Genomic DNA, 25219 nt, shown 5'->3' with positions numbered 1-25219 from the left:
ATGCTGCATGCGCATCTAACCCGTTTGTTTCGGTTTGAAACGGTCAGCAGGGTAGCTCCCTGCATTACATAATGCAGATAGTGGTTGTTTCCAAAATGGAAATGGCCACTTTTTATTTGGAGGAATAATATGCAATTCGTCATGGAACACCCATTCTGGTCATTCTTTTTCTTTTGTCTAATTGCCAGTATATTTTTTGGAGATAAAAAATGAAAAATAAAATTATAAAAAAATTAGGTAAACCGTTTGAATGGCTGTGTGTCGGTGCGCTGTATATGGTAGCAGGTGGCTTGTTTGTCGGGTCAATTGGGATTATTACACTAGGGATTAAGATTGCCTGGTTTGGAGCAACGTTCTAATGGTGTATGAAGATAAAGAAACCAGAATGAAGCGCCATAAAGAACAGGCTACTGCTGTTAATAAGCAGTTTGCTACTGTGACAGATGAGCGCCCAGAGAAACACGATTATCGGCACGCTAACATGCGGGCAGGATTTCGAAACGGTGCGATCAATTACCATAAGCATATGAGGTGGTTAGACAGTTGATATTTGAACACATGTTCGATTGGTGTTTTTTTATAATTATTCTTATTGGAGGAGTAGTTATGATTAAGACTTTACGGCACTTTATTTTTAGGTTATTTTGGTTTATTAAAAACGGTAATAAATATAAACAAAAGACAATTGATTTTTCTGATTTGGAATACAGTAGTTTTGAACGTATACAATTGTCTGCCTATTTATTAGGTGCTATTTTATTTCAAGTTGTTAATATATATCAAAATGGAGAAATATTTAACTTAAAAGGTATGATTTCCTCTGTGGCTTCGTTTTCTTTTGCCAGCACATTATTGAAAGTTAACAATAATTACGAAATTTATCTTAAAAATTGGGAGGAGCGTTATTACATATCGTTTCGCTTTATGGCGCTTGGATTTTCTGTATTTATATTTAACTGGTGTCTGGTTTGGTTAACATTGCATGCAGAAGATTTTGTTCAACCATTAGGAAATTCGATTGAAAGGTGTATTCAAAAAATTGCTGTGCTACTTGCAAATATTGCTTTGTCAATGGGCTGGGTATTCAGCTCAATCGGCCTCTCGTTTTTGTTTATTAACATAGTTATTTTGTTTGAGAAAGTTACCAAAAAACCTAAAATAGGAAAGGAGGATCGCCAATGACATGACAAAACGTGATGAAGCTAAGCAAGATTACTTAGCTGGTATGAAATATAAAGAGATTGCAGACAAGTATGATGTTAGTCTAAGCACAGTTAAGTCTTGGAAGTCTCGTTATTGGGCAGATGAAACCAAGGTTGCAACCTCTGATAAAAAAGTTGCAACCAAGTCGCAAAAGGTTACACCTAAAACAGAGTTACATCCAGCTATCCAAGAGCTAGATGAAAGTGGACTGAATGATAAACAAAAAGACTTCGTTAGTGAGTATGTAAGGCTTTCAAATGCAACACAGGCATATATAAATGCTTATGGTGTTGAGTACAATACAGCAATGGTACAAGGGTCTATATCCCTAAGAAACCCTAAGATAAAATCAGAAATAAAACGTCTACGTCAGGCTCGATTAGCAGAGCTCGGCATAGGCGTTTTTGATTTGATTGACGATATGGCCAAAGAAGCAAGGGCAGACGTTCGAGACTTCGCCGATTGGGGTTCTGATGAGTTTGAAGCTATTGACGAAGAAAGTGGTAAACAATATACCAAGCATAAGTCATGGGTTGCGCTTAAAGACAGTAACAATGTTGATAGCTGGGCAGTCAAAAAGGTTACAGTCGGCAAAGATGGGCCAATGGTTGAGCTACACGATCGAAATAAGGCCCGTAAGGAGTTGTTGGAATACCTAAATGGCAAGGGTGTGTTTGCTGGAACTGAGGAAGAACAGCAGGTAATCAATGATGATAACTTGTTGAATGCTATTAAGAAGAGTAGTGAGGGGGTATTTAAAAATGACGATGACATCGAGTCTTAATGTTGTATTCAAATTTGCCCCTTTTTCTTTACGACAATTGCAGGTTCTGACCTGGTGGACGCCAGATAGTCCCTATCATGATAAGGATGCCATCATTGCTGACGGTTCAGTTCGTGCTGGTAAAACGGTTGTGATGTCACTTAGCTATGTTATTTGGGCTATGAGTACCTTTAATGGCCAAAACTTTGGCTTAGCCGGTAAGACGATTGGATCGTTGAGACGGAACGTGGTTGGACCACTGCGAACAATGTTGATATCGGAAGGCTTTGGTGTGCAAGAAAGGCGCACTGAAAACTGTATTGATGTTACTCGTAATGGTAAGACCAACCGCTTTTGGTTGTTCGGTGGAAAAGATGAAAAATCTTATGAACTGGTACAAGGTTTGACCGCTGCAGGATTCTTTTTCGATGAGGTTGTCCTCATGCCTGAATCATTCGTTCAACAAGCAACAGCTCGTGTATCTGTCGAGGGTGGCAAGTGGTGGTTTAACGGTAACCCGGAAGGTCCATATCACTGGTTCAAGAAAGAATGGATTGACAACCTTAAGGATAAGAACGCCATTCGTATTCACTTCTTGATGAAGGATAACCCATCACTATCGAAGAAGGTCATTGAGCGCTATGAACGTGCCTATTCTGGTGTGTTTTACCAAAGATACATTCTTGGTCAGTGGGTCGTGTCGGAAGGCGTTATCTATTCGATGTTTGATAAGAAAACGATGGTTACTGATTTACCTGTTGATACTGCTTATGAAGAAACGTATGTCAGCTCTGATTACGGTACACAGAACGCCACGGTATTTAAGCGCTGGTCGCTCTACAAGGGCGTTTGGTATTGCGTTGACGAGTTCTACTATTCAGGACGTGAAAGCAAGCGTGAGAAGACTGATACGGAGCTTAGAGAAGACCTTGATGACTTCTACTCACGTAATAAGTTGGCAAAGACAGTCCCGATTATTCTTGACCCTGCAGCCGCTTCATTCAAGAAGGAACTTCAAGCGCATGGCTATTTCGTCAAGCGAGCCAAGAACGATGTTGTCAACGGTATTCGAGCAACGATGTCAGCTATGCAGAACGGTCAGATTAAATGGTCATCGAAATGCGTGAACACGTTTCGTGAAATGAACGCCTACATATGGGACAGCAAATCGGCAGATAGAGGTGAGGACAAACCCGTCAAAGAACATGACCACGCACTCGATGCGGACCGTTACTTTGTCTACACCATCTTAGCCAACAAATCAGGATTCGTGGCATGGTAAAGGATTAATTATGGAATTAACAACAGCGGCAAACATTTTTAAGAGTTTGGATGCACAACTAAATAAGACAGAACGTGATTATGCTGTTTCATTGCGCTATTACCACAATCAAAGTGACATCACGAGGAAGAACAATGGTGAGTCGAAGGCGAACGGTAAGAAGCAAGGCGAAGAGAAGCCACTACGCAATGCAGACAGCCGTATCTCGTCTAACTATCATCAATTACTGGTAGACCAGAAGGCATCCTATACCGGCGCTAAAACGCCGACAATTGATGTCCATAATGACGACATTAACAAGAAAATTAATGATGCACTGGGGGACCGCTATGGTTCGACGATTACTAAGTTAATTGTTGATGCCTCATTAGCTGGTACTGGTTGGCTACACGTCTGGAAGGATGAAGATGGCCAATTCCGCTATGGTGTTGTGAAGCCCAACCAAATCACACCAGTATATTCAGACACAGTTGAGCGCAAGTTATTGGCAGTCAGACGAACGTATGAAAAGCTCGATGAAGAGTCTGGTGATGTCTATATTCATGATGAATATTGGACGGAAGAAGAGGCAGTGTTCTTTAAGCGCAAGTTAGGAGATGGATATGAGTCCATGATTCGTGATGACAGTATTTTCACAACCGACTTGAATAGCGGTGACATTGTTGCAGCCGATAACGTTCTTCACCATGATATGGGTGATGTGCCGTTCATTCGATTTGCTAATAATGCTGATGAAACAACTGATCTGTCTCAATATAAGGGTCAGATTGATGCCTTTGACTTGACGTTAAACGGATTTGTTAACGACGTGCAGGACATTCAAGAAGTGTTCCTTGTCCTCAAGAATCTAGGCGGACAGTCGCTTGATGAATTCATGGGCAATCTGCGTGATTATAAGTCGATTAAGTTCGAGACTGACGGTGATTCAGCAACTGGAGTCGACACCCTTCAGATTGACATCCCAGTGGAAGCTCGTGAAAAGTTGCTATCGATGTTGAATGATGCCATTTACACATTTGGTCAAGGGCTCGACATTACAAAGATACAGCTTGGCACTTCAGTGTCTGGGGTTGCAGTCAAGATGATGTATAGCGCTCTCGAAATGAAGGCAGCTAAGGTACAAGCAGAGTTCGAGCCAGCCTTGAACCGCTTGGTCCGCTTTATTCTTCGTTACTACGGTCTAAAGGATGACATGGACATCACACAGACTTGGAAGCGCTCAATGGTGTCAAACGATCTAGAGCAGGCGCAAGTCATCAGTAACCTGGCGAATGTGTCATCTGCGGAAGCCATTGCCAAGAACAGCCCAATCGTCTCTGACTGGCAAGAAGAAGTGCAACTGAGAGAAGAAGAAAACGCAGGTTCGGACAGTTTCGCCCCTGAATGAGGTAAGCCATGACTGATAATTATTGGGAAGAACGCTCACTCGAACAAGCCAGGTCCGAATTGTTGAGCGCCAAGGAGTATGAACGGCAATTCAAGCAACGCCTATCAGTTGTGCAAGGACAGATAATTGAGAGAATTGATTTATTTGTTGAAAAGTATGCCCGACGGCATGAGTTATCCATTGAATCTGCTGAAAAGCAGTTAATCGATAGCCACGAGTGGCGTGATACTCTTGAAGAATGGAAGAAGATGGCTAATGACAGCCATTACCCTGAATTGTTTAAAGAGTACATGGATATCGAATTCGCTAAGTCACAGGCGAGCCGTATGGAGTCGCTTTTAATACAGACGAAACTGATGATGGCTGACTTTGCAGAACAAGAAACGCCTAAATTTCAGGACAGTTTGGAAAAGTCGTATGAAAGCACCTATTATAAGTCAACTTATAATATTCAAAATGGTCTGGGTACGTATCAAGCCAACTTTCAACAGGTTAGCAAGGCCGACTTGTCCGCTGTGGTGAATCAAAACTGGCAGAGTAGTAACTTCTCCAAGCGGTTATGGGGCAACATGGTGGAAGAGATACCAGGGACACTGGACAAGGTGTTGTCTAAGGGTGTGGCCCTTGGATATAGTCCTGACCGCATGACCCGAGAGGCAAAGCAAGTCTTCAAAAATGCCAATGATTATCAAGTTCATCGGCTTATTTTGACCGAAAAACGTCACATCTCTGAAGAAGCCACCATGTCTTCGTATAAGGACCAAGACGTTGCGCAATATCGTTATCTGGCAACACTTGAGAAGCGGACATGCTCAATCTGTGGTGGTTTAGATCATGAGATTTTCAAGGTTAGCGATATCAAAAAGGGACGCAACTACCCTTTGATACACCCGCATTGCCGATGCACAACAACACCTTACTTTGACGGTATTGATGAGTTTACTTCTGGCAAGCGTTGGTCGCGCAATCCATTAACTGATGAAAAAGAGTTAGTGGATAGGATGGATTACAGTGAGTGGATGGAGTGGTTGAGGGGTGCTGAATCACAGAAGCTTATTGGACAAAAAACATCTGATGGAATTAAAATTAATAATGTTTCAAAACACATAATGGACCGCACTTTGGAACGTGGTGAAAAAACTGCGGATATTATTGATGCTATCAATAATCCTTTGAAGATTTCTGATAGGGGATTAGATGAGAATGGTCGCCATTCAATTCGTTATACCGGTGAAAAAGTTCAGGTACTTGTAAATCCAGTAAATGGTACACTAGTGACAACATTTCCAACTAGTCATAAGTTAGCTAGAAGGTTAAGGAGGCACAATGATGATATCAAAAGCAATTGATAGTAAAGCGATTGAATATTTAAAAAAATTTATTATTGTTCCCGACGTTAACCGCAAATTAACAGAAGATGAGTGGTTTGATTTGCAAGATCAAGTCATGGATTTGTGCACTCAACATGTTATGAATCAAGATTCTGATGCTAACTATTTAAATGATATTGCTGACAAATTGAACTTATATTATTAATAATTAAGCGCTGCCAAATTGGCTAGCGCTTTTTTTGTACACATTTCGCCCTGAGCATGGCGTTAAAAGGCTTATTTTTAATACCTTCAATCGCCCTCGTCAGGCGTAAAAAATGACGAGAAGGAGAAGATACATGAAGCGTGAAGATTTACGTGAGCTGGGCTTAACAGACGAACAAGTGGATGCTGTGATGAAGCAACACCATGTGGAGCTGGACAAAAATAGTGATGCCGTTGATAAGCTGGCTACAATCCAAACAGAACGTGATCAATTGCAAGAACAGTTGAAAGAACGTGACAAGGATCTGGCTAAGCTACAAAAGCAGAGCAAGGACAACGAAGAAGTTTCCACACAGCTTGCTGATTTGAAGTCAAAGTATGACGAGTCTAGCAAACAATGGGAAGCTGAAAAGAGTCGGATGAAGCTTGATGTCGCTCTTGAGTCACAGTTAAGCCAAACGAACGCCAAAGACACCGCTGTGTTGAAGAAGTTGTTGAACATGGATGAGATTAAGTTAAATGATGACGGGCATCTTGATGGCCTGCAGGACCAAGTAACCCAATTATCAAAAGAAAATCCTTATCTGTTTAACGGTCCCACACAGCAAGGGTATCAGCCAGTAGGCGGTTCTACTGTCTCTTACCCATCAGATTTACAGGCTGCTATGAAGCAACCTGATTTTAATTTAACGAAGTTCATGGAACAAAATAAGGGGGATTAAGATGCCATCAGAACTTACTAAGATTTTAGATGTCGTGACACCAGAGGTGTTCGAACAATACATGAGTCAATACTCGACTGAAAAGTCAGCATTTATTCAATCAGGGGTAGCGGTTGCTGACCCTCGTGTATCAGCCAACATTACTGCTGGCGGTACGCTGGTTAACATGCCATTCTGGAACGATTTGAATGGTGACGATGAAACGTTGGATGACGGCGAGAATGGCCTTTCAACGGGTAAGATTACCGCAAGCAAGGATATTGCCAATGTCTTGTACCGTGGACGTGGTTGGTCAGTGAATGAATTGGCCGCCGTCTTGTCTGGTGATGATCCATTGGGCGAAGTGATGAAGAAGATTGGTTCTTACTGGTTGCGCCGTGAACAACAAGTGTTGATGTCAACATTGAACGGCTTGTTCGCTAAGGGTGGACCATTGGCTAATAAGTCAATGCAACACTTGAATATTGTTGATGGACCTATCTCAGCATTGAACGTGATGGACACAAAGCAATTGTTGGGTGATGCTTCTGATAAGTTGTCAATGATTGTCATGCACTCAGCCGTTTACACTGAGTTGCAAAAGCAAGACTTGATTCAGTTCACAGCAGTGTCACAACAGGGACAGCCTATCCCGACTTACCTCGGTTACCGAGTAGTTGAAGACGATGCCTTGAAGCCAACTTCTGACGGTAAGTACCGCACTTACTTGTTGGCTGCAGGTTCGTTTGGTCGTAACACTGGAACGCCTGCTAAGATGACTTCTTTCGAGACTTCTCGAGATGCCGCCAAGGGTAACGATAACGTGTTTACTCGCCGTGCATTCGTGATGCACCCATATGGGGTTAAGTGGACGGACAAGTCTGTGGCCGGTGAAACAGCAACCAATGATGAGTTGGCTAAGAAGGAAAACTGGGAAGCAGTCTACGGCTCAAAGAACATTGGTATCGTGGCCTTGGAACACACCATCACTGATGGTGCTAAGCCATTGGTTGATGGAACAACTGCAACTGCAGCTAAGTAAGTTAGGGGCTAGCTATGGCACTTAAAAAAGACAAAGTTTTGGAAATGGTTAAGGGCCTGATGCCCAATGATGGCGAAAATACAATGTTGCCAATGCTTATTGACGAACTATTGTTGGAGGTTGAATCTTACACACATGTGGATTTAGATGAGCTGCCAGAGTCTCTATCAAAGTCATTAGCGCTAGCACTTTATGAGTGGGCAAAAGATACTAATGCGTTTAATCATGATGTGGAGGGACCAGTGTCATCGATTGAGGCGGGTGATGAGACGGTTAACTTTGCCGTGAGTGCCAAAAAGGAAGTAATGGCTAGTGATACTAACTTATTATCGGACAAGTTGAAGCGAGTGTTGAATCGGTACAGAAAGTTGGTGTTTGATTGAGTAAATTGAATCAGGCCTATGAACGGGCAAGAGAGGCCGTTACCTTGCTTTACCATGAACGTGCGACCATTTATGCTAACCAAAATGAGGGGCCTGTCAGAGGCTTTTCGGATGGCAAGAAGGATAGACAAGCCATTGCCGAAGATGTGCCAGTTAAGGTTAGCAAAAGGCAACTCGATCCAATCGATGGTGTTAGTTATTCAACTGGCCAATACGCTGCGATTATTTTGATGGATAATTCAATCAAAGTACCTGCCGGCGCTATTTTTGAGGTTACTGACATGCATGGTGTTAAACGTGTTTATCGACAAGCCAGCGAAGGATATACTGCCTATCCGACTCATCAAGAAGTGGCTGTCGAGTATAGTCAACAAGTATGAGTAAATTTGGTGATTTTGAGTTTGATGACTTCAAAGAGATGGCCGCTAATTTCCAAAAGGCAGTGGATGCGGATATCATGCAAGAGGTCATTGATTTGTCACTGAAGCAAGCAGGCCAGATTATCCTGACAGATGTTAAGGAACGTACCCCAGTTCGTAAAATTAATGGTGGAACGCTTCGTGGTGACTGGCGATTGTCAAAGACTGACATTAACGCTATTCAACTTAGTAATAACATTGAATATGCACCATTCGTTGAATATGGGCATCGTCTTAGAAATGGTGGTTTCTTCCCTGGGGTGTTCATGTTACGGGATACCATTAATGACTTTGAAGAAAAGTTTCAAGTGCTTGTTGAACGTAATTTGCAGAAGAAACTAAAGGAGTACGGATTGTTATGAGTACACCATTTGAACTGGTGGCTTACACGTTGAATCACTTTCAGCCGGATATTCCGGTTTATCGTGAGAACCAAAAGGACGGGACATTGAAGTTTCCGTCTTTTTTTGTACAACAATTGGCCACCCAAGCACACGGTAAAGTCTCTGATGAACAAATCAGGCGCTACAACTTTGATGTTGTGTATTTAGTTGACCATACCTTGCAGATTGGGTCAGAGACACCATTACACCAGATCGACAAGATGAGTGAGTTGGCTTTGTCCGAGCTTGAGTGGCTTGTGAATGAAGATGGAAAGCCTGTTTCGGGGTTAAAAAATCTGTCTACAGAGATACAAAATGGAGACCTTCATATCTTCTTTAGTTTTGTTACTCGAATGGGTAAGGAAGATGAAGGTACGAAGATGGCCTCCATGCAACAGAAAGGAGAATTAAATGGCTGATACAAAGTCAAAAAATGATGACCAAAGTAAGTCAACTGATAACACAGTGGCGAAAAGTGAGTCATCAAAGCTGGCAAATTCAACCAAGGATGAAGTGGCGCCAACTGTACCAGTAATGAAGTACACAAAGCGGCAGTTCGTTAGTTTGTCTTCCTTTCCAGGACCTAAGCGAGACCTTTTTCAGATTTCGCTTGAAGATGGCAAGGAATATACGTTGGAAGAAGCAAACGCAGCAGTTGCTGCAGTGATTGAAAGGATGTGGATGTAAATGGCTGGAGGAATTTTTAACGGTCAAAACAAGACGTTACCCGGAGCATACGTCAATGTGAAATCAATGCCATCAGCGATTGCCCAATCGGCAGGAGAACGTGGCGTCGTCTTTACGGCCTTAATGGGTCAAGGTTGGGGTGAGAATGGTTTGATTGAAGTTACTGCCAGCTCTGATTTTATCAGTAAGTTTGGAATGGACTTTGATAATCCAAAGTTGATTGGATTGCGGATGATTTTGAACAACGCCAAGAAGGCCTTGGTTTTTAATGCCAATGATGGCAGCAAGGCGACGGGGACTGCTTCTTCGTTGCCTTTTAATATCACTGCCAAGTACAACGGTGACAAGGGAAATAACATCACGGTAACGGTGGCTCCTGACTCTAATAATGCTACTCAATTTGTTATTGAAACAGTCTTTGGGACGAAGTTAGTCGACAAGCAACGAGTAACCAAGGTATCTGACTTTAACTCAAATAGCTTTGTTGAGTTGTCAGTTAAGGATTCAGAAAAAGCTGATGATGGTGTGACCGTCTTGTCAAAGTTGACGAATCCCGTATCGGTTAAGTTGTCTGGTGGTACGACTTCAGTATCTGCTACAGCGATGACTGACATTCAGACAGCGATGGAAACCAATGATTTCAATACGATGGTTGCGGCTAACGTTTCCGATACGTCAGCTTTGCATTCGTTATTTGCGACCGCAGCTAAGCGATTGCGTAATGAAGAAGGCAAGAAGGTTCAAGCAGTCGTTCCAGCGGCAGCCGCTACTAGTTCAGACGACGAAGGCGTGATTGTTGTTGGTAATGCGATTGTTCTTGATGGTGATATTGAATTGACTCAAGCACAATCAGCTGGGTTTGTCGCCGGTATTACGGCCGCTGCTTTGCCAAATGAATCGATGACCTACCGTGTGGTTACGGGAGCCAAAGATATTAAGCCACGTTTGTCAAATGATCAAGCAACAGAAGCATTGAATAAGGGTCAGTTTGTCTTCACGTACAGTCGAGGTTCTGTGAAAGTCTTGCAAGATATTAACTCATTGCATACCTTCACTGAAACTCATGGTCGTGACTTTTCTAAGAATCGTCCATTGCGTGTCTTGGATGATATTGCCAATACGCTTCGCCGTACTTGGGAAGATTCGTTTATCGGCAAGGTCACCAATGATGCTAACGGCCGTGATTTGTTCAAGGCCACGGTTGTTAACTACTTGACGACTTTGCAAGGAATGAATGCCATTCAAGCATTTAGTGTCGATGATGTTGTCGTGCGAGCTGGGAATACTAAGGACACTGTCCTGGTTGATTTGGCTGTGACGACAACGGACTCAATGGAAAAGATGTATATGACGGTTACGTCTAAGTAAGGAGGAAAAGCATGGCATTTACTAAACCAGGCGATGTGATTAGCAGTAAGGAAGGGCGTGTTGTGGCATCGATTGATGGCAATAACGTCTTGCTTGCGGAAGTGGAAGAGTTTGAAGCCAAGCTCGAAGGAAACGTTGAAGAGATCGCACTGCTAGGCCGGCGTATGAAGGGTCACAAGATGACCTCCATGGAAGGGACTGGATCAGTCACCCTCTATCATATTTCTAGCCGTTTTGCAGAAATCGCTGATAAATGGATTAATCAAGGAATCTATCCCGATATTTCCATCACCGTAACGGTCGAAGACCCGTCATCGGCAGCAGGAAAGCAAGTCTTTCAAATCATGGGTGTGACTTTTAAGGATGCGATGTTGGCTTCCTTGAAGGCCGATGATGGTCTGTTGGAGCAAGATTTCGATATCACCTTTGATGACTTCCGAATCTTACAAAAGTTTAACGATTAACAAGAAAAAGAAAGCGAGTATATAAAACATGGCTAACGTACAAGATTGGTTTATCGAACCAGCAGAATTGCACCAAGAAGTTGAAATTAAGGCTAGTGACAAGTTGCCAGCCATCAAGGTTAAAGAATTGACTGGTGAAGACTTGAATCGCATTCAACGTTCAGCAACGAACAAGACGCGTTCAAAGAGTGGCCAAATTGTTGAAAATTCTGACTCCTCAAAGTTCATGGATGGTTTGATTACTGAATCGGTTGTGGAACCTAATTTGAGTGACAATAAGTTGCAGGAACATTATGGAACTATCGGTGACCCTGCAGGGACACTTCGCTCAATGCTTTCTGCTGGGGAATATGGCAACTTTATGTCTAAGTTGCAAGAAATCAACGGCTTTGATGAAGCCGAAGAGGTAGAAAAAGCAAAAAAGTAATCAAAGCTAGTGGCAACGAAGATTATATCTACTGTCGTTACGCAATGCATGAGTTCGGTTGGAAGCCAACAGAATGGACAGCAATGTCTGTCAAAGAACGAGTGCTTGTGATTGGGATGATTCAGACTCAACAAGAGGATGAAAAGGCGCAACAGGAGAAGGCTGAGCGTGAAGCTAAAAGCAAAGCTCGTCGCCACTAGCTTCATGTCAGGCTTGTCCTGACGTACATAGATAAATCAAAGAAGGGAGGCAATATGGCCGCTACAATTAAGTCCACGCTGACTTTGTATGACAATATGTCAGCAAGCTTGAATAAAATTAACAATATGGTGCAAAAGACTGCCAGCACGATGAGCAAATTGCAAGGTTCGATGAGTGGTTCAGCAGCACCAAAAATAAAGGTCCCCGATGTCGATATTAGCAAGCCGATTCAGCAAGCTGCTAAGTTGCAAGAAAGCATTAGTAGACCGATTAAGGGTCCTGATGTGATGGTATCTAGCACCATTAGTAAAGTGGATTCGCTTAGATCTGCGGTGACCAAACCAATGGCATCACCCAGTGTGAGCTCATCAGGAGTCAAAAATTTTACTAATGATATTGAGTCAGCAAAGCGATCATTGAATGCTGTGCCCGCAACTGCAGAAAAAGCTGGCAATTCATTAACCGGAATGAGTAACAAAGCTCAGGGAGCAGGGAGTCTGATCAAAACAACGCTTGGTGCGGGTGTTATTTCAGCCGGTATTCAAAAGGGCATGGGCGTTATTACCGGTTCGATAGGTAGTGCTGTTGCACGATTTGATACCTTGAATCAGTACCCCAAAGTCATGCAACAGATGGGGTACTCGAGTAAAGATGCGGGACAGGCTGTAAAAGTTATGAAAGCCGGTGTTGATGGACTTCCTACGTCTTTGCAAGAATTAACTAAGAGTGCACAGAGCTTTGCTATCTTACAAAATAGTGCCACAGGCGGTGCTAAAACAGCCACCGCCTTGAATGATGCTTTTCTGTCTTCTGGTGCAAGTGCCGCTGATGCGAGCCGTGGTGTTGAGCAGTATAGTCAAATGTTAGCTTCTGGAAAGGTTGATATGCAGTCTTGGAGAACGTTGACTGAAACAATGCCTTATGCCTTAACTAAGGTTGCTAAATCATTTGGTATAACAGGCGATTCGGCAAAACAAGATTTGTATGACAAACTACAATCTGGCGACATTACGATGAAACAATTAAATGACCGTTTCATTGAATTAGATGGTGGTGCAACCGGATTTGCTAAAACTGCTCGAGTTGCTAGTCAAGGGATTGGCACATCGATGCAAAATTTAAAGAATTCAATCACTAGTGGTATAGCTAGTTCAATTACTGCTCTTGATAACGGTATTAAAAAAGCTGGAAAAGGTGGAATAGCTCAAATATTGGATAGTGGGAAAAGTGCAATAAATAAGTTCTTTGAAACTTTTAATGGATTCATTGAAAAAGCAATTCCCAAAATCATATCATTTTTGAAAGCTGCTATGCCTATCCTTAAATTCTTGGGCAGTTTTGTGGTTGCGGCTGGACCGGTTGGTGGTGTGATGTTGGTAGCTTCAGGAGGAATGTTGGCGTTTAATAAGGCCCTTGGTGGAATGAAGAGTGCCTTTGGAGCGGTCACGGCACACCCACTTATTGCTGCAATTTTTGGATTAGGAACTGTACTTGTTTGGGCTTATCAACACCTAGATTGGTTTAAAAAGGCAGTAGATGGTACATTCAAGTTTCTGGAAAAGCATAGCGATATAGTTGGCAATACTCTTCCAATTGCTTTGTTTGCGATTGTGCCAATGGCTATTTTAGCTGCAAGTAAGATTTCAAAACTGAAGTCTTCGTTTGGTAACTTATTTAAGAAGTTAACTAAGTCATCTTCTGCCTTGAATGAATCTAAGAAAGCGACGGAAAATGCAGCGAAAGGCGCTGAATCTCTAAAGAAAGGTCTTAACGGTCTGATGAAGCTCGGAGGGATTGCGTTAGTCATTGCCTCACTTGCTCTATTGGCCATGGCTATTCAGCCGCTTGCTAATACTGGACTGAAAGGGGCTGCTGCAATGCTTGCTTTTGGTGCAGCCGTTGGCATAATGGCTATTTCTCTTGGATTAATGGGAGACAAGTTAAGCAGCGGTATGCCGGGTATCTTGGCCTTTGCTGGTGCGGTGTCAGTGATGGCGCTTGCCATGGTGCCACTTGCTAATACTGGTGATAAAGGTATCGGGGCTATGTTAGGATTTGCGGCCGCGATTTCAATCTTAGCTGTGGTTCTTGGCCTAATGGGAAGTCAATTAACTTCTGGAATTGTTGGTATTGCTGTGTTTGCTGCAGCAATTAGTATGATGGCTCTTGCAATGTATCCCATTGCCTCAACTGGGACACAAGGAGCAATTGCTATGGCAGTCTTTGGGGCAGTTATTGCTGCCCTCGTGATTGTGTTTGCCATATTTGGTCCGGCCTTGACCACCGCTTCGGTTGGAATGCTGGTGTTTGGCGTGATGGCTCTGATGGTCGGAGCGGCTGTATTAATGATTGGCATCGGCATTATGATTGCCATGGTTGGTTTGACAATGTTTGCCATGACCTTACCCATTATTGCAGCATTTGGCCTGCAGGCGGCTATTGCCATCTTAGCCTTTGGCGCTGCCTTAATCGTATTTGCTGTCGGTGCCTTGTTAGCAGGAGTTGCTTTAACTGTGTTGGCAGTTGGCTTAGTGATTTTCTCGGCAGGACTATTTGTATTAGGCGCCGCAGCTTTGTTTGCTGGAGTTGGTTTAATGCTTTTAGGTGCAGGTCTCATCATTGTTGGTGCTGGATTTAGTGCAGTTGCAGAAGGTGTATTACAACTTTACGTCACGGTAAAAATAATTTTCACAGATATTGTGAACACAATTTCTAATGCTATAAATAATGCTAAAAATGCGGTAAGCGATGGTATCAGTAACATGGTATCTTCTGTTCAAAATGTTGGAAGTAGTCTAATAGATGCTGGTAAGAACTTCGTTATGGGCTTTGTCAAGGGTATTACTGGCGCAATCGGTGCTGCTATTGATGCCGCTAAAAATATGGCAAAAGGTGCTGTTAATGCAGTGAAGGGATTCTTGAATATTCATTCGCCTTCTCGAGTAATGCGTGATCAAGTAGGACAATACTTTGCTGAAGGTATGGCAGTTGGTATTGATAAGAATGCCGATATTGCTGCCAATTCCTCGGCAAACCTTGCTGCGGGAGCTGTTGAAGCTGCTAAAGGTTTTGCACTGCCTGATATTCAAGCAGGTATGCTACCAGTGAACCCTGGTGATTTAATGGCCAATGGTTTTGATAACGCTTTAGCTTCACTGAAGGGCCTCTTATCGACGATGAGAAGTGCTGATGGGACTTCTCTCAACGTTAATCAGAACGAGAGTAGCACTACAGGAAGCTTTGACACCGCTGCACTAGTTGGTGGCAATACGAACAACTCGACGAAGAATACTGATAATTCTCAAGTTGTGACGATACAAAGTGGTGCTATTCAAATCAATGCAAGTGGTAACTCTGATGATGGTGAAATGATTGCTCGTAAACTTGAGGCGTTCTTACATGATGTTTCTAATGGCAGTCTTGGCAAGGCATAGGAGGTAATATGGCCAGTAATATTCGTTTTTATATGACCAACTTTAAGAATGAAACCTTTGAGTTTCCGCTTAATCCAAGTGAACTCGAGTTTAAACGATCTTCTGGAAATGATAAAGAGAAGGTCGTTGCCCTGGGTGAAATTGTTCGTTTGGCAAGCGGGGTTGAACTTGGTCAAACGAGCATCAACTTCACTTTGCCATTAGATTTATCCAGACGAAAATCTTATTGGACTTCTGGTAACTTAACTTGGCGAGGGACTCGGGGTGGAGAAGCCTACTTACAATTCCTTGATGATGTTTTTCAAAATCATGAGATTGTGCGCGTTGTATTTACTAACACTGCTTTTAATGACCTTTTTGTCATTGACGATTTCAGCTATAAGTTATCTGGTGGCGGTGATGAATATGAAGTATCGATCACCCTGACACAGTGGCGAGACTATTCGCCTATGATTGTGAAGCGAAATTTACGGGTTCGTGATAATGGCCAGGAAAAGAAAGTAGAGCAACAACAACGGCCGGCACCGCCTGCTGAAATTGGTCTTGGGACCGTGGTCATTGTTAACGGTCAGCTCCATCGTGATAGTAATGGTGGTGGACCTGGTCAAACAGAAGTCAATGCTCGTCGAAAGGTGAATTTCATTGCCGATGGTCGGCAGTGTCCATACCATGTAACGGATATGGAAGGTGGTTGGCGCGGTTGGGTAACAGCCGAGTCGGTGCGTGCAGAATAAAAGAGGAATCAAATGAATGCCGAATCATACAAAAATACGTTCACCAGTTTATCAATCTGGGGTCGTAATTCAGAAGATGGCCGTAATGTCACGAATTCTGCCAGCAATATTACTTGGAAGACAGATATTGGTGCGGCCGCTCAGTTGGATTTTAGTTTTCCAATTGGAAAAGACGAATACCTGCCAAATAATGGCGATCAGGTTGACTTTGTGTGGAATGACAAAATGTTATTCATTGGTCACATTTTCAAAAAGAAAATCGATAACAACGGTAACATCAGTATCACAGCGTACGGCTACAGTCGGTATTTAAAAGGTACTGGCACTTATGTGTGGCCAGCAACGAGTTCGGCTGAACGCTTTGAACGTATTCGTAACGACTTATCGATTAAGTCAGAGATCGTTGACTGGCCAAGTTATCGGGTCCCAGAAGAAATTACGGATGCGACAACTTTTTTCGATATGATTAAGAACGTCATGAACAAAACCAAGGAAGCAACGGGTGAAGAATACATGTTGCTTGATGATACGGATGTGGTGAAGCACATTAATATTAAGCGTATGGATACTGACTTAGTTCTTGGTGATGGGGACATGTTGACCTCTTGGTCATGGGAACATTCAAGTGAAGAAATGGCAACGGTTGTCCAAGTAACCCATGAAGACAATCAAAGCAAGGCCAGGGAATTAGTAGCCGCTAGAAGCGATGACGGTATCCGCAAATACGGACCTCTGTACCACACAGAAAGTATATCTGGTGAAGTCAATAGTGCTCAGTTACAAGACAAAGCGAATGCTTTGCTAAAACAAAAGGAACATCCTGAAAGCACCTTAAAAATTAAGGCCCTGGGTGATTCGAGAGTGCGTGCTGGGACGTCTTTGTATGTTGCCATTAAAGAAATAGGTGGACGTGGTATTGAAGAACGGCAACGAGTTCGGGTTAAATCATGTACACACAATTTCGAAACAAAGTGGACGATGGATTTGGAGGTTGAATTAATATGAGCAATCTACCAGGACACTATTTACTAGACATGATGAACCAACGTGGTGGAAATGACTCAGAATACACTGATGAAGTCTTTGGCCGTGTGCAGTCTACGAATCCTTTCGTGATTTGGATTAGTCAAGATTTGCAAATTCAAGGAAATTTTATTGAGTTAACAACCGAGGCGAAAGGCCTAAAAATTCAAGTATCACTTCCTATTAGTGGCGAAGAAGGCAAGTATGCTAAGGGAGAGATTGAAGTTTTTAAACCACTTAGCGTTGGTGATCGCGTAAGAATGTTGCGTGTACAACAAGGACAGCGTTTTATTGTGTTAGGGAGGGCGTGATGGCAAGTGAAACAATGAAAGAAGAACTACTGCCCAGCCGAACTTATGAGGTCTTAAATGGACGAATAATGAATCTGATTGATGGCCAAGAAGCAATGCGACAGGCAATTGAAAAAGCCTTACAAACACAAAGATACTCAGTGGCTTGGTTATCGAAGAATTATGGGACCGATTTAGAACAATTGGTGGGTAAATCACTGGATTATGCTAAGTCAGAGGTTAAGCGCATGATTAGTGAAACCTTTGCGGCCGACAAAAGGATTATTGATGTTGAGGTGACCAATATTGATGAAATGAACAAAACCGACCTAGCGGTTTACGTCAATATATCAACTAGCTTTGGCAAAGTAGCAGTAGTAAAGGAGGTCACAACGTGACACCAACAGATTTGTTAAAGGAAATCGAACAACAAGACTTTGAATATTTCATGGCGGAGATGTTAAATCGTGTGCCGGATACGCTGGATAAGCGAGAAGGAGCAATCATATATGATGCCATGGCACCAGTAGCCTATAACATGGCGGAAATTGTTCATCAGTTTCACACTTTAATCTTAAATACGTACACGCAGACAGCGGTTGGAGAGTTCTTAGATTACCGAGCTGCTGAACGTGGTGTCAAACGGAAGCCGGCGACGAACAGTATTGTTCTTGCGGGCTTTTTCGATGCAAACGGTCAGGATTTCAATGTGGATTTGGGGAGCCGTTTTGCCTCGGTAGGTGTGAATCCTATTTATTACAAGGTGACTGAAAAAATTGTGGATGGTAAGTTTCGATTAAAAGCGGAACAGCCTGGTCACACAGCAAATCGCTATGTTGGTCAAATTCTGCCGATTAGTAATATTAATGGATTTGGATATGGCGAGATTAAATCAGTTGAAATCCCGGCTAGAGACGATGAAAGTGATGACGATTTGCGTAGTCGTATTCTTCAGTCCAATGATTTCACTGAATATGGTGGCAATGTCTCAGACTATATCAGCATGATTCGAACCATGAAAGATGTGGGCGCTGTGCAAGTCTACCCAACCTGGCAAGGAGGCGGGACCGTCAAACTGGTCATTGTTGATAATGATTATAAATTGCCAAGTAGTAAGCTGATTGCCAACACCCAACAAATCATTGATCCACAGGATTCTTCAGGCAACGGTTACGGGATGGCCCCAATTGGCCATACAGTAACGGTGGCAGCACCAAGCGCCCGAACATTGGACTTTGATATTGAAGTTGAATTAGATGATGGCATCAGCCAGTCAGATGTCAGGCAACCGGTATTTGAAGCGGTGAATCGCTTTATTGATGACGTTAAGAAAACAAAGTGGGGGACGTTAAAAAATGAGCGGGTCTATCAGGTCAACATTTATGTTAGTCAAATTGTTGCTTCTATTCTAAAGGTTCCGGGAATCTTGAATGTTCCTAATCTAAAAATTAATGGCAACACCAAGGATGTTCAATTGCAGTTTGACAACAATGTGCAAGAACTGCCTGTTATTGGGCGGGTGACTGTTAATGGCTAAGTTGATTCGATTAAATGAGTTAGTGCCGTCCTATTACACTGACGTATTAGAAATGAACACACTGATGCGAGTAGAGCAGTTGCAGATTGACAACCTACTCGATTCCATTAATCATTTTGCAGGCAATCAATTCGTGATGACTTCGGATAAAGATGGGATTGCTGTTTGGGAAGAGTTTGTTGGCATTAATGTTCGACCTACTTATGATTTGGAAACACGCAAGTATGATGTCTTAGCTCGATTGTTGCCAGCAAAGCCAATCACGATCAGGTATTTGCGTGATGTGATTAGTGCATTGAATATTGATGCGAATATCACAGTTGACCCTGCTAAGTTTCACGTTACGGTCAACCTGTTTACAACGGATCCCAATGCCGCTAAGCGCTTGCAAAGCCTGCTGAATGGTATGTTACCAAGCAATATGACCTTTACGGCGTTAAATTACAATGTGGCGACAAATGAAGGGGAGGCCCACGCTGCCATCGGCGCACTTAATGCGGTCAAGTATACAAGTAAAGGAGGAAAAGTATGAGTGTATATAAACCCTGGTATTTAACCAAGTACCTCGCATCAGCAATTCAATCGGCCAATACATCAAACAATAAGATTACATTCAAATACATGTTTGGCAGCTCTGATTCGATTGATGAGAAGGACTATACAGGTCTAACTAATGACTTATTGAAGTCAATCAAATTAGAGGATATTGCCAAGATTTCATCAAATGATGTCAGCAATACCGACACCACCGTCGTGGCAGTATTCACGAATAAGGGAGTCGTAAACGACCACACGATGAATACTATTGGAATCGTGGCTGAGTACAACGGGAAAGAGTTCTTAGCGGCTATCTGTTCGGCGAATACGCCTTATCTGATGCCCAAGGAGAGTGACAACGAACATGTTGAGTATACAATTCGGGCGGTCCTTGGCATATCTAATACCGGTGTTGTTTCCGTCGTAATGGACCCGAGTGCGGTGGCTACAAACGAACAGTTGGATAAGGTGCGAACGAGTCTTAAATCAACAGACGACAAGACCATTATTAATCAGAAGAATATCGCAGACATCAAAGACCCTAATTCGGGCGTTAAGGTGGCTAATGCCTCTCATGCGGATCGTGCTGATGATGCAAATTATGCCGGTGAAGCAGCTATCGCCAATTATAAAAATAATTTGCTAAAAGATGGTTCGGACATTTCATTAATCGAGACGAGTGGTTATTATTATGCCCGAAACGCTAGTGGCATAACCGGTGTTCCAAAAGACTTCAACAGCAAATACTTTGATGTGACGACTTGGGTAAATGGCAGTAATGGCTTTATGTTCATCGTCGATGACTTCAATAATCTTTATTATCGGAAACGTCAAAATGGAGTTTGGCAAGACTACACACCAATGCCTCTGGATGCCAATAAATTTACTCGTAACGATCGACGGGAAACAATTCATGAGGAATGGACATTTGAAAAGCAACTTCATGCCACAGTGGACTACGCTTACAGAAATATTTTAATTAAGGTTAACGAAAATTATTCGGCTGACAATTTGACAGAACCCGGCACTTACTGTGCTGAAAATGGGCATTTGGTTGGTCTTCCTGCTTACCCTATTTGGGGCACATTAGAAGTTATGAAAAATATAGAAGGTGACGTTATCCAGCGATTCAATGTGACGAACGGAATGACTGCTTACGTCATCCAACGTATTAAAAATAATGGCGGTTGGCAGCCATGGCGCACAATCGCGTGAATTCTAGGAGTAAAAATGAAAAGACATTTTATTAAAAATAGCCAGCTTATTTTTATCGCTGTTGAACAAATCTTTATGGGCATTATTATCTTGTTGCAATCGGCAAAACTCCACAACGAATTACCGGCTATCCTTGATTGGACGGACGATGTAGTTCCTGGCATGGTCTATCTTGTACTAGGGGCATTACTGCTGGTTAATTCGTTGTGGGATTTCTACTGGTATCGTATTCGAATTGTTTTGTTAGCCTTTTCAGCGTTCATGTGGACGATGTTAACGCTTAGCTTCGGCCTCGATATGATTTACTCGCAACATGTCGAAGTGATGCCGTATTTATTCTTGGTTATAACGCTGCGTATTATCTATGCCGCTTGGCAAGAACCACCACATAAAATGAGAGGCGGTGAGCATCATTAATGAACTAATGGTTGCGGTTATCAGTGCGATTGTCGGACTGGGAACTGCTTATATTGGGTTTCGAGGAACTCACGAAAATACGATCACCTCCGTTTTGTCACAGATACGGCAAGATAATCAGGAGCTGAAAGATTACAACCAAAAAATCCTGGAAGAAAATAGACAGTTAAGTAATCAGGTTAATAAGCTCATTTTTCTGGTAAAGGAAATGAATAGCGACTTGAAACGTTACGGTCAAGACTACAGTGAACAAATTGAAGACATTACTAAATAAGCCCTTGGGGCTTTTTTATTTGGAGGGAAGTATGACATTAACAGACGTATTGATTCTAGCAGGCACATTGCTAGTCATTGCCGCACCAGCAGAACATGCCTTGGTTCGTTGGTTGCGCACCAAGACGAAGAACGGAAACTTGCAATTGTTGCTCACGTGGGCAGACCAAGCTGTTGCCTTGTTGGAAAAGAGTGACCTAGGAGGTGCTCAAAAGAAGCAGCAAGCCGTTGACTATGTAGCAACTCGATTGGCCGCTAACAAGCTGACAGGCAAGTTCTCGCAGGAACAGTTGTCAGCAGTTATCGAACAAGCAGTGGCACAACTTAACAAGGAGGCCAAGTAATATGGCATATAACGCACAAAAAGCAATCGAATTGGCACGATCACTAAAGGGACGTGTTACTTACTCGATGGATTGGGACAAGCGAGATGGGATGGCCTATTTTGACTGTTCTGGTCTTGTTTACTATATTTTGTCAGAAACAGGCGCTATTGATAAGTCATACTTGAAGCGTTCACATTACACTGGAACGTTGAAGCGTGATTTGGAAGCAGCGGGTTTTGTTGAAGTATCTGGCGATCAAACGCAAGCAGGAGACGTGTTCATATGGGGCGGTAATTATGGGGAGGCAGCAGGCGGTGCTTGCCATACTGGCTTCATGACTTCAAATGACACTGAAATTTCAGCTTGTTACTACACATTGGGACAGGCCGGAACAGCAGTACAGGAATTGAACCACGACTACTATTGGGCTCTAGACGGCAAGCCAGAATACCATTTTTTCCACTATGTTGGTGGCACACCAGCAAACGTTACGCCACAAGATGACAGTAACCAAGAAACAGCGGTTGCTTACCAAGAGGCCACTTCTATTGATAAGTTCAAGAATGGCGGAAACAAGTTTTACATTGGTGGTTGGATGAACGTTCAAGACGTTCAGCAAGTCAACGATATTTGGCAGGTTCGTATTGACGAATTGGCAAAAGAACCATTTGACTGGACTGACAACGGTATTCCATGTGTCGTCCTCGATACAGAGAGCGGAGCTCGTAATTTTGAAGTTGGAGACCGTGTTAAGTTTAAGGACGACTACCGTTCTGGGACTATTGACGAGTATGACGAAGCCGAAAACGCTATCGGAATCGACTTTATTAAGGGATACGGACGTATCTGGATGGACGCCGACAAGGCATGGCATCACGAATAATAATTTGAGACCATCATCTTTGATGGCCTCAAAAGCCCTTCGGGGCGTACATAAAAACAGTGAGGAAAATTAGCTGATATTCGACATTTTTATAAGAGATAGGGCTTCGGCTCTGTACATAATCAACAAAAAAATTAATTTTTCAAAATAGAGTATATTATGTTAGTTTCTATTTTAAAAAAACGCCTATTATTTAAAAATAGAATAGGTGGAACGAGATTCTATTTTTAAAAATGTGCTATAATTCGAAAATAGAAATGATAAAGTATTGTCCTATCGGAGAAAATATGACATATATTGAATTAAAAAAAGTCGCATATAAACTACACCAAAATAAAGAAGAGATTTATAAAGAATACGATAAAAGAATCAATTCGATTGGAACTATTAAAACGGGACTCTTTCCAAACTTAATGAATCGTAACGATCCATCTAAACAAAAGTGTGAATTATTTGTTGTTCCTCTACCGGAAATTTATACGACCACTGAAAGAATCATGAAAAACTCTGGAGTAATTGAAAAACTTTCAAATGAATTACCACCAATGGCAAGTATGCAGTTTTTCTTTGATACACTCACGAACGAAATTATTAGTACAAACGAAATTGAAGGTATTCGTTCAACCAGAAAAGAACTAAAAAAAGCCATTAATGCAGTTGAAAATAAAAAAACTAAGAATGTAAGATTAGCATCTACTGTAAAAATGTATATGGCTACTTTTGATGATAGAAATATTCAAATAAAAAAATTGTCTGATATAAAAAGTATATATGACAGATTGTTAGATAATGAAATCGATAAAGATGATCTGTCAGATGGAAAATATTTTAGACAAGATTCTGTTAAAATCATTAATGATAGCGGAACATCAATTCATTATCCACCAGTAGGTGAAGATGAAATAAATAATAGGCTTGAAAAATGGATTGACTTTATAAATAATAAGGACATCCCATTTTTAATTAAGTCTTTGGTCGGACATTATTATTTTGAAAACACACATCCTTTTTATGATGGTAATGGAAGAACTGGAAGGTATATTTTATCAACATATCTTTCTAGAAAATTAGATAAGTTCACAGGAATGAGCTTATCTAAAATAGTAAATGCAAAAAAATCAACATATTATGAAGCTTTTAAACTGACCGGTGATGCAAAAAATTTTGGTGAGGCGACATTTTTTGTAACTGAAATGCTTAGATTGATTGAAGAAGGACAACAAACAATTATAGAATCGTTGTCAAATAAGAGGGAAAAATTAGTAAGTGTAGAGAAAACTATTAAATCAATCTACGAACCTGACAGCGTTGAAAACTTTATACTTAGTCAACTAGCACAAGTTGCTCTTTTCTCTGATGATAGGCTGAATGATGTTAAAGATATGGATATTATTGAATGGGCAAAAAAGAGCAACTTATTTAACACAAATTCGATTAAAAAAGGTTTTATTAAATTGACTGAGCTTGGGTATCTAGTTCAAACATCAAGAAAACCTTTGAAACATCACATTTCAATTGATTTTATTGAATAATAAAACTTGCCTGCATAATTGCAGGTCTTTTTTTGTGCAAAAATATCCCAAATTTATTGACAATCATATATAATCATGATATTATATAAGTATAGAGAAAGGAGGAAAAAGATGAGTAAAATAAAAAAACCTAAAGAAGTAACATTTGAGTTAGCAATCAACATCTACTTCTTTAAGCTTAAATTTGCGATTAAGTGGTAAAAATACCACGGGGCGCAAGCCCTTTCGCGTACACTCATCTTAACATTTATGAAAAAAGTAATCAAAACTAAGAATGGCAAAGAAATAACAGTAGAGGCTCAAAAGACAACTAAGAAAGAAAAACGACAATTCTTAATCGCTCTTTCTATTGTTGCAATAGTAGTGCTAATTTGGAGAGTGTTTTTTTAATGACAGATAAAAAAATGGGACGACCTAGAATTTATGAAAGTACAACTACGGCACAAAACGAGGCCAATAAGCGTTGGGCTGAAAAGAACAAGGAACATAAAAAGTATTTAAATTACCGTTCAACATCACGATCGTTCATTCGAAAGTTAGCAACAGAAGATGACCTCAATGAGTTAGAACAACTTATTCAGGAAAGGCGAGCCAACACAAACAATGATTGACGAGCTGTGATATAATTTAGTCATCAATAACAAAAATTATCCAAGAGATAGCCAATCAATTTTGCCTGGCTATTTTTTTGTTTGAAAATAACGCACGGTATTTACACGTATTTTTGTTTAAACGTTGATATATAGGCATTTTGTGTTCCGGTAAAAGGTATT

Annotated in this window: 32 protein-coding genes; all 32 read left to right on the top strand. The window is 41.7% G+C overall.

Annotated features, from left to right (window positions below; genetic code table 11):
* The first annotated feature begins 209 nt into the window (after positions 1-209).
* The 32 genes from AOQ32_RS08690 to AOQ32_RS07095 all read left to right on the top strand — a co-directional run bounded on the left by AOQ32_RS08690 (position 210) and on the right by AOQ32_RS07095 (position 25057).
* Entirely contained in the window at positions 210-359 is a 150-nt protein-coding gene (locus AOQ32_RS08690) for a hypothetical protein (protein WP_158531882.1), read from the top strand.
* A gap of 247 nt (positions 360-606) precedes the next feature.
* Complete coding sequence (locus tag AOQ32_RS07240) at positions 607-1182, top strand: hypothetical protein (protein ID WP_059394237.1); 576 nt, start codon at positions 607-609, stop codon at positions 1180-1182.
* 1 nt (position 1183) lies between these two features.
* The gene (locus AOQ32_RS07235) at positions 1184-1987 is read left to right on the top strand and encodes a terminase small subunit (RefSeq protein WP_059394236.1); all 804 of its coding nucleotides are present in this window, start codon (positions 1184-1186) and stop codon (positions 1985-1987) included.
* A complete protein-coding gene (locus AOQ32_RS07230; protein ID WP_059394235.1) occupies positions 1965-3248 on the top strand; it encodes a PBSX family phage terminase large subunit in 1284 nt (427 codons plus the stop codon). Before AOQ32_RS07235 ends, AOQ32_RS07230 begins: the two co-directional genes overlap by 23 nt.
* A 10-nt stretch (positions 3249-3258) precedes the next feature.
* Positions 3259-4635, top strand: coding sequence for a phage portal protein (locus AOQ32_RS07225; RefSeq protein WP_059394234.1), 1377 nt, complete (start codon positions 3259-3261; stop codon positions 4633-4635).
* Between the two features lie 8 nt (positions 4636-4643).
* Positions 4644-5984: a minor capsid protein gene (locus AOQ32_RS07220; RefSeq protein WP_059394233.1), complete on the top strand. Its 1341-nt coding sequence runs from the start codon at positions 4644-4646 to the stop codon at positions 5982-5984.
* The gene (locus AOQ32_RS07215; RefSeq protein ID WP_148666532.1) at positions 5962-6171 is read left to right on the top strand and encodes a hypothetical protein; all 210 of its coding nucleotides are present in this window, start codon (positions 5962-5964) and stop codon (positions 6169-6171) included. Before AOQ32_RS07220 ends, AOQ32_RS07215 begins: the two co-directional genes overlap by 23 nt.
* 133 nt (positions 6172-6304) lie before the next feature.
* On the top strand, positions 6305-6892 hold the full coding sequence (locus AOQ32_RS07210; RefSeq protein WP_059394231.1) for a phage scaffolding protein: 588 nt from the start codon (positions 6305-6307) through the stop codon (positions 6890-6892).
* 1 nt (position 6893) lies between these two features.
* The gene (locus AOQ32_RS07205; RefSeq protein ID WP_059394230.1) at positions 6894-7913 is read left to right on the top strand and encodes a major capsid protein; all 1020 of its coding nucleotides are present in this window, start codon (positions 6894-6896) and stop codon (positions 7911-7913) included.
* Positions 7914-7927: 14 nt separating this feature from the next.
* Positions 7928-8296, top strand: coding sequence for a head-tail connector protein (locus AOQ32_RS07200; RefSeq protein ID WP_059394229.1), 369 nt, complete (start codon positions 7928-7930; stop codon positions 8294-8296).
* A complete protein-coding gene (locus AOQ32_RS07195) occupies positions 8293-8676 on the top strand; it encodes a hypothetical protein (RefSeq protein WP_059394228.1) in 384 nt (127 codons plus the stop codon). Before AOQ32_RS07200 ends, AOQ32_RS07195 begins: the two co-directional genes overlap by 4 nt.
* Positions 8673-9077 (top strand): HK97 gp10 family phage protein, encoded by a 405-nt coding sequence (locus tag AOQ32_RS07190; protein WP_059394227.1) that lies wholly within the window; start codon positions 8673-8675, stop codon positions 9075-9077. Before AOQ32_RS07195 ends, AOQ32_RS07190 begins: the two co-directional genes overlap by 4 nt.
* Positions 9074-9517: a phage tail terminator family protein gene (locus tag AOQ32_RS07185; RefSeq protein ID WP_059394226.1), complete on the top strand. Its 444-nt coding sequence runs from the start codon at positions 9074-9076 to the stop codon at positions 9515-9517. Before AOQ32_RS07190 ends, AOQ32_RS07185 begins: the two co-directional genes overlap by 4 nt.
* Positions 9510-9785, top strand: coding sequence for a hypothetical protein (locus AOQ32_RS07180; RefSeq protein WP_059394225.1), 276 nt, complete (start codon positions 9510-9512; stop codon positions 9783-9785). Before AOQ32_RS07185 ends, AOQ32_RS07180 begins: the two co-directional genes overlap by 8 nt.
* On the top strand, positions 9786-11153 hold the full coding sequence (locus AOQ32_RS07175; RefSeq protein ID WP_059394224.1) for a phage tail sheath subtilisin-like domain-containing protein: 1368 nt from the start codon (positions 9786-9788) through the stop codon (positions 11151-11153).
* 11 nt (positions 11154-11164) lie between these two features.
* On the top strand, positions 11165-11617 hold the full coding sequence (locus AOQ32_RS07170) for a phage tail tube protein (protein WP_059394223.1): 453 nt from the start codon (positions 11165-11167) through the stop codon (positions 11615-11617).
* Positions 11618-11645: 28 nt separating this feature from the next.
* Positions 11646-12044: a phage tail assembly chaperone gene (locus AOQ32_RS07165; RefSeq protein WP_059394222.1), complete on the top strand. Its 399-nt coding sequence runs from the start codon at positions 11646-11648 to the stop codon at positions 12042-12044.
* Positions 12045-12088: 44 nt separating this feature from the next.
* The gene (locus AOQ32_RS08685; RefSeq protein ID WP_158531881.1) at positions 12089-12244 is read left to right on the top strand and encodes a hypothetical protein; all 156 of its coding nucleotides are present in this window, start codon (positions 12089-12091) and stop codon (positions 12242-12244) included.
* Positions 12245-12298: 54 nt separating this feature from the next.
* Positions 12299-15679, top strand: coding sequence for a tape measure protein (locus tag AOQ32_RS07160; RefSeq protein ID WP_059394221.1), 3381 nt, complete (start codon positions 12299-12301; stop codon positions 15677-15679).
* 8 nt (positions 15680-15687) lie between these two features.
* A complete protein-coding gene (locus AOQ32_RS07155) occupies positions 15688-16413 on the top strand; it encodes a hypothetical protein (protein WP_059394220.1) in 726 nt (241 codons plus the stop codon).
* Between the two features lie 12 nt (positions 16414-16425).
* Complete coding sequence (locus tag AOQ32_RS07150) at positions 16426-17418, top strand: XkdQ/YqbQ family protein (RefSeq protein WP_059394219.1); 993 nt, start codon at positions 16426-16428, stop codon at positions 17416-17418.
* Positions 17415-17747, top strand: coding sequence for a DUF2577 family protein (locus tag AOQ32_RS07145; RefSeq protein ID WP_059394218.1), 333 nt, complete (start codon positions 17415-17417; stop codon positions 17745-17747). The genes AOQ32_RS07150 and AOQ32_RS07145 overlap by 4 nt, the downstream gene beginning before the upstream one ends.
* Entirely contained in the window at positions 17747-18124 is a 378-nt protein-coding gene (locus AOQ32_RS07140; protein WP_059394217.1) for a DUF2634 domain-containing protein, read from the top strand. The genes AOQ32_RS07145 and AOQ32_RS07140 overlap by 1 nt, the downstream gene beginning before the upstream one ends.
* Entirely contained in the window at positions 18121-19263 is a 1143-nt protein-coding gene (locus AOQ32_RS07135; protein ID WP_059394216.1) for a baseplate J/gp47 family protein, read from the top strand. The genes AOQ32_RS07140 and AOQ32_RS07135 overlap by 4 nt, the downstream gene beginning before the upstream one ends.
* Entirely contained in the window at positions 19256-19795 is a 540-nt protein-coding gene (locus AOQ32_RS07130) for a putative phage tail protein (RefSeq protein ID WP_059394215.1), read from the top strand. The genes AOQ32_RS07135 and AOQ32_RS07130 overlap by 8 nt, the downstream gene beginning before the upstream one ends.
* A complete protein-coding gene (locus AOQ32_RS07125; RefSeq protein WP_059394214.1) occupies positions 19792-21015 on the top strand; it encodes a pyocin knob domain-containing protein in 1224 nt (407 codons plus the stop codon). The genes AOQ32_RS07130 and AOQ32_RS07125 overlap by 4 nt, the downstream gene beginning before the upstream one ends.
* A 15-nt stretch (positions 21016-21030) precedes the next feature.
* The gene (locus AOQ32_RS07120; RefSeq protein ID WP_059394213.1) at positions 21031-21432 is read left to right on the top strand and encodes a hypothetical protein; all 402 of its coding nucleotides are present in this window, start codon (positions 21031-21033) and stop codon (positions 21430-21432) included.
* The gene (locus AOQ32_RS07115; RefSeq protein ID WP_059394212.1) at positions 21419-21706 is read left to right on the top strand and encodes a hypothetical protein; all 288 of its coding nucleotides are present in this window, start codon (positions 21419-21421) and stop codon (positions 21704-21706) included. Before AOQ32_RS07120 ends, AOQ32_RS07115 begins: the two co-directional genes overlap by 14 nt.
* A gap of 31 nt (positions 21707-21737) precedes the next feature.
* Complete coding sequence (locus AOQ32_RS07110) at positions 21738-22049, top strand: phage holin (RefSeq protein ID WP_059394211.1); 312 nt, start codon at positions 21738-21740, stop codon at positions 22047-22049.
* A gap of 1 nt (position 22050) precedes the next feature.
* Entirely contained in the window at positions 22051-22914 is an 864-nt protein-coding gene (locus AOQ32_RS07105) for a peptidoglycan amidohydrolase family protein (protein ID WP_059394210.1), read from the top strand.
* Between the two features lie 287 nt (positions 22915-23201).
* Entirely contained in the window at positions 23202-24446 is a 1245-nt protein-coding gene (locus AOQ32_RS07100) for a Fic family protein (protein WP_059394209.1), read from the top strand.
* A 389-nt stretch (positions 24447-24835) separates the two neighbouring features.
* The gene (locus AOQ32_RS07095) at positions 24836-25057 is read left to right on the top strand and encodes a hypothetical protein (RefSeq protein ID WP_083994463.1); all 222 of its coding nucleotides are present in this window, start codon (positions 24836-24838) and stop codon (positions 25055-25057) included.
* Positions 25058-25219 lie beyond the last annotated feature (162 nt).

Source organism: Fructobacillus tropaeoli, from assembly GCF_001047135.2.
GTDB lineage: Bacteria > Bacillota > Bacilli > Lactobacillales > Lactobacillaceae > Fructobacillus > Fructobacillus tropaeoli.
This window is presented reverse-complemented; position numbering and strand designations above follow the sequence as displayed.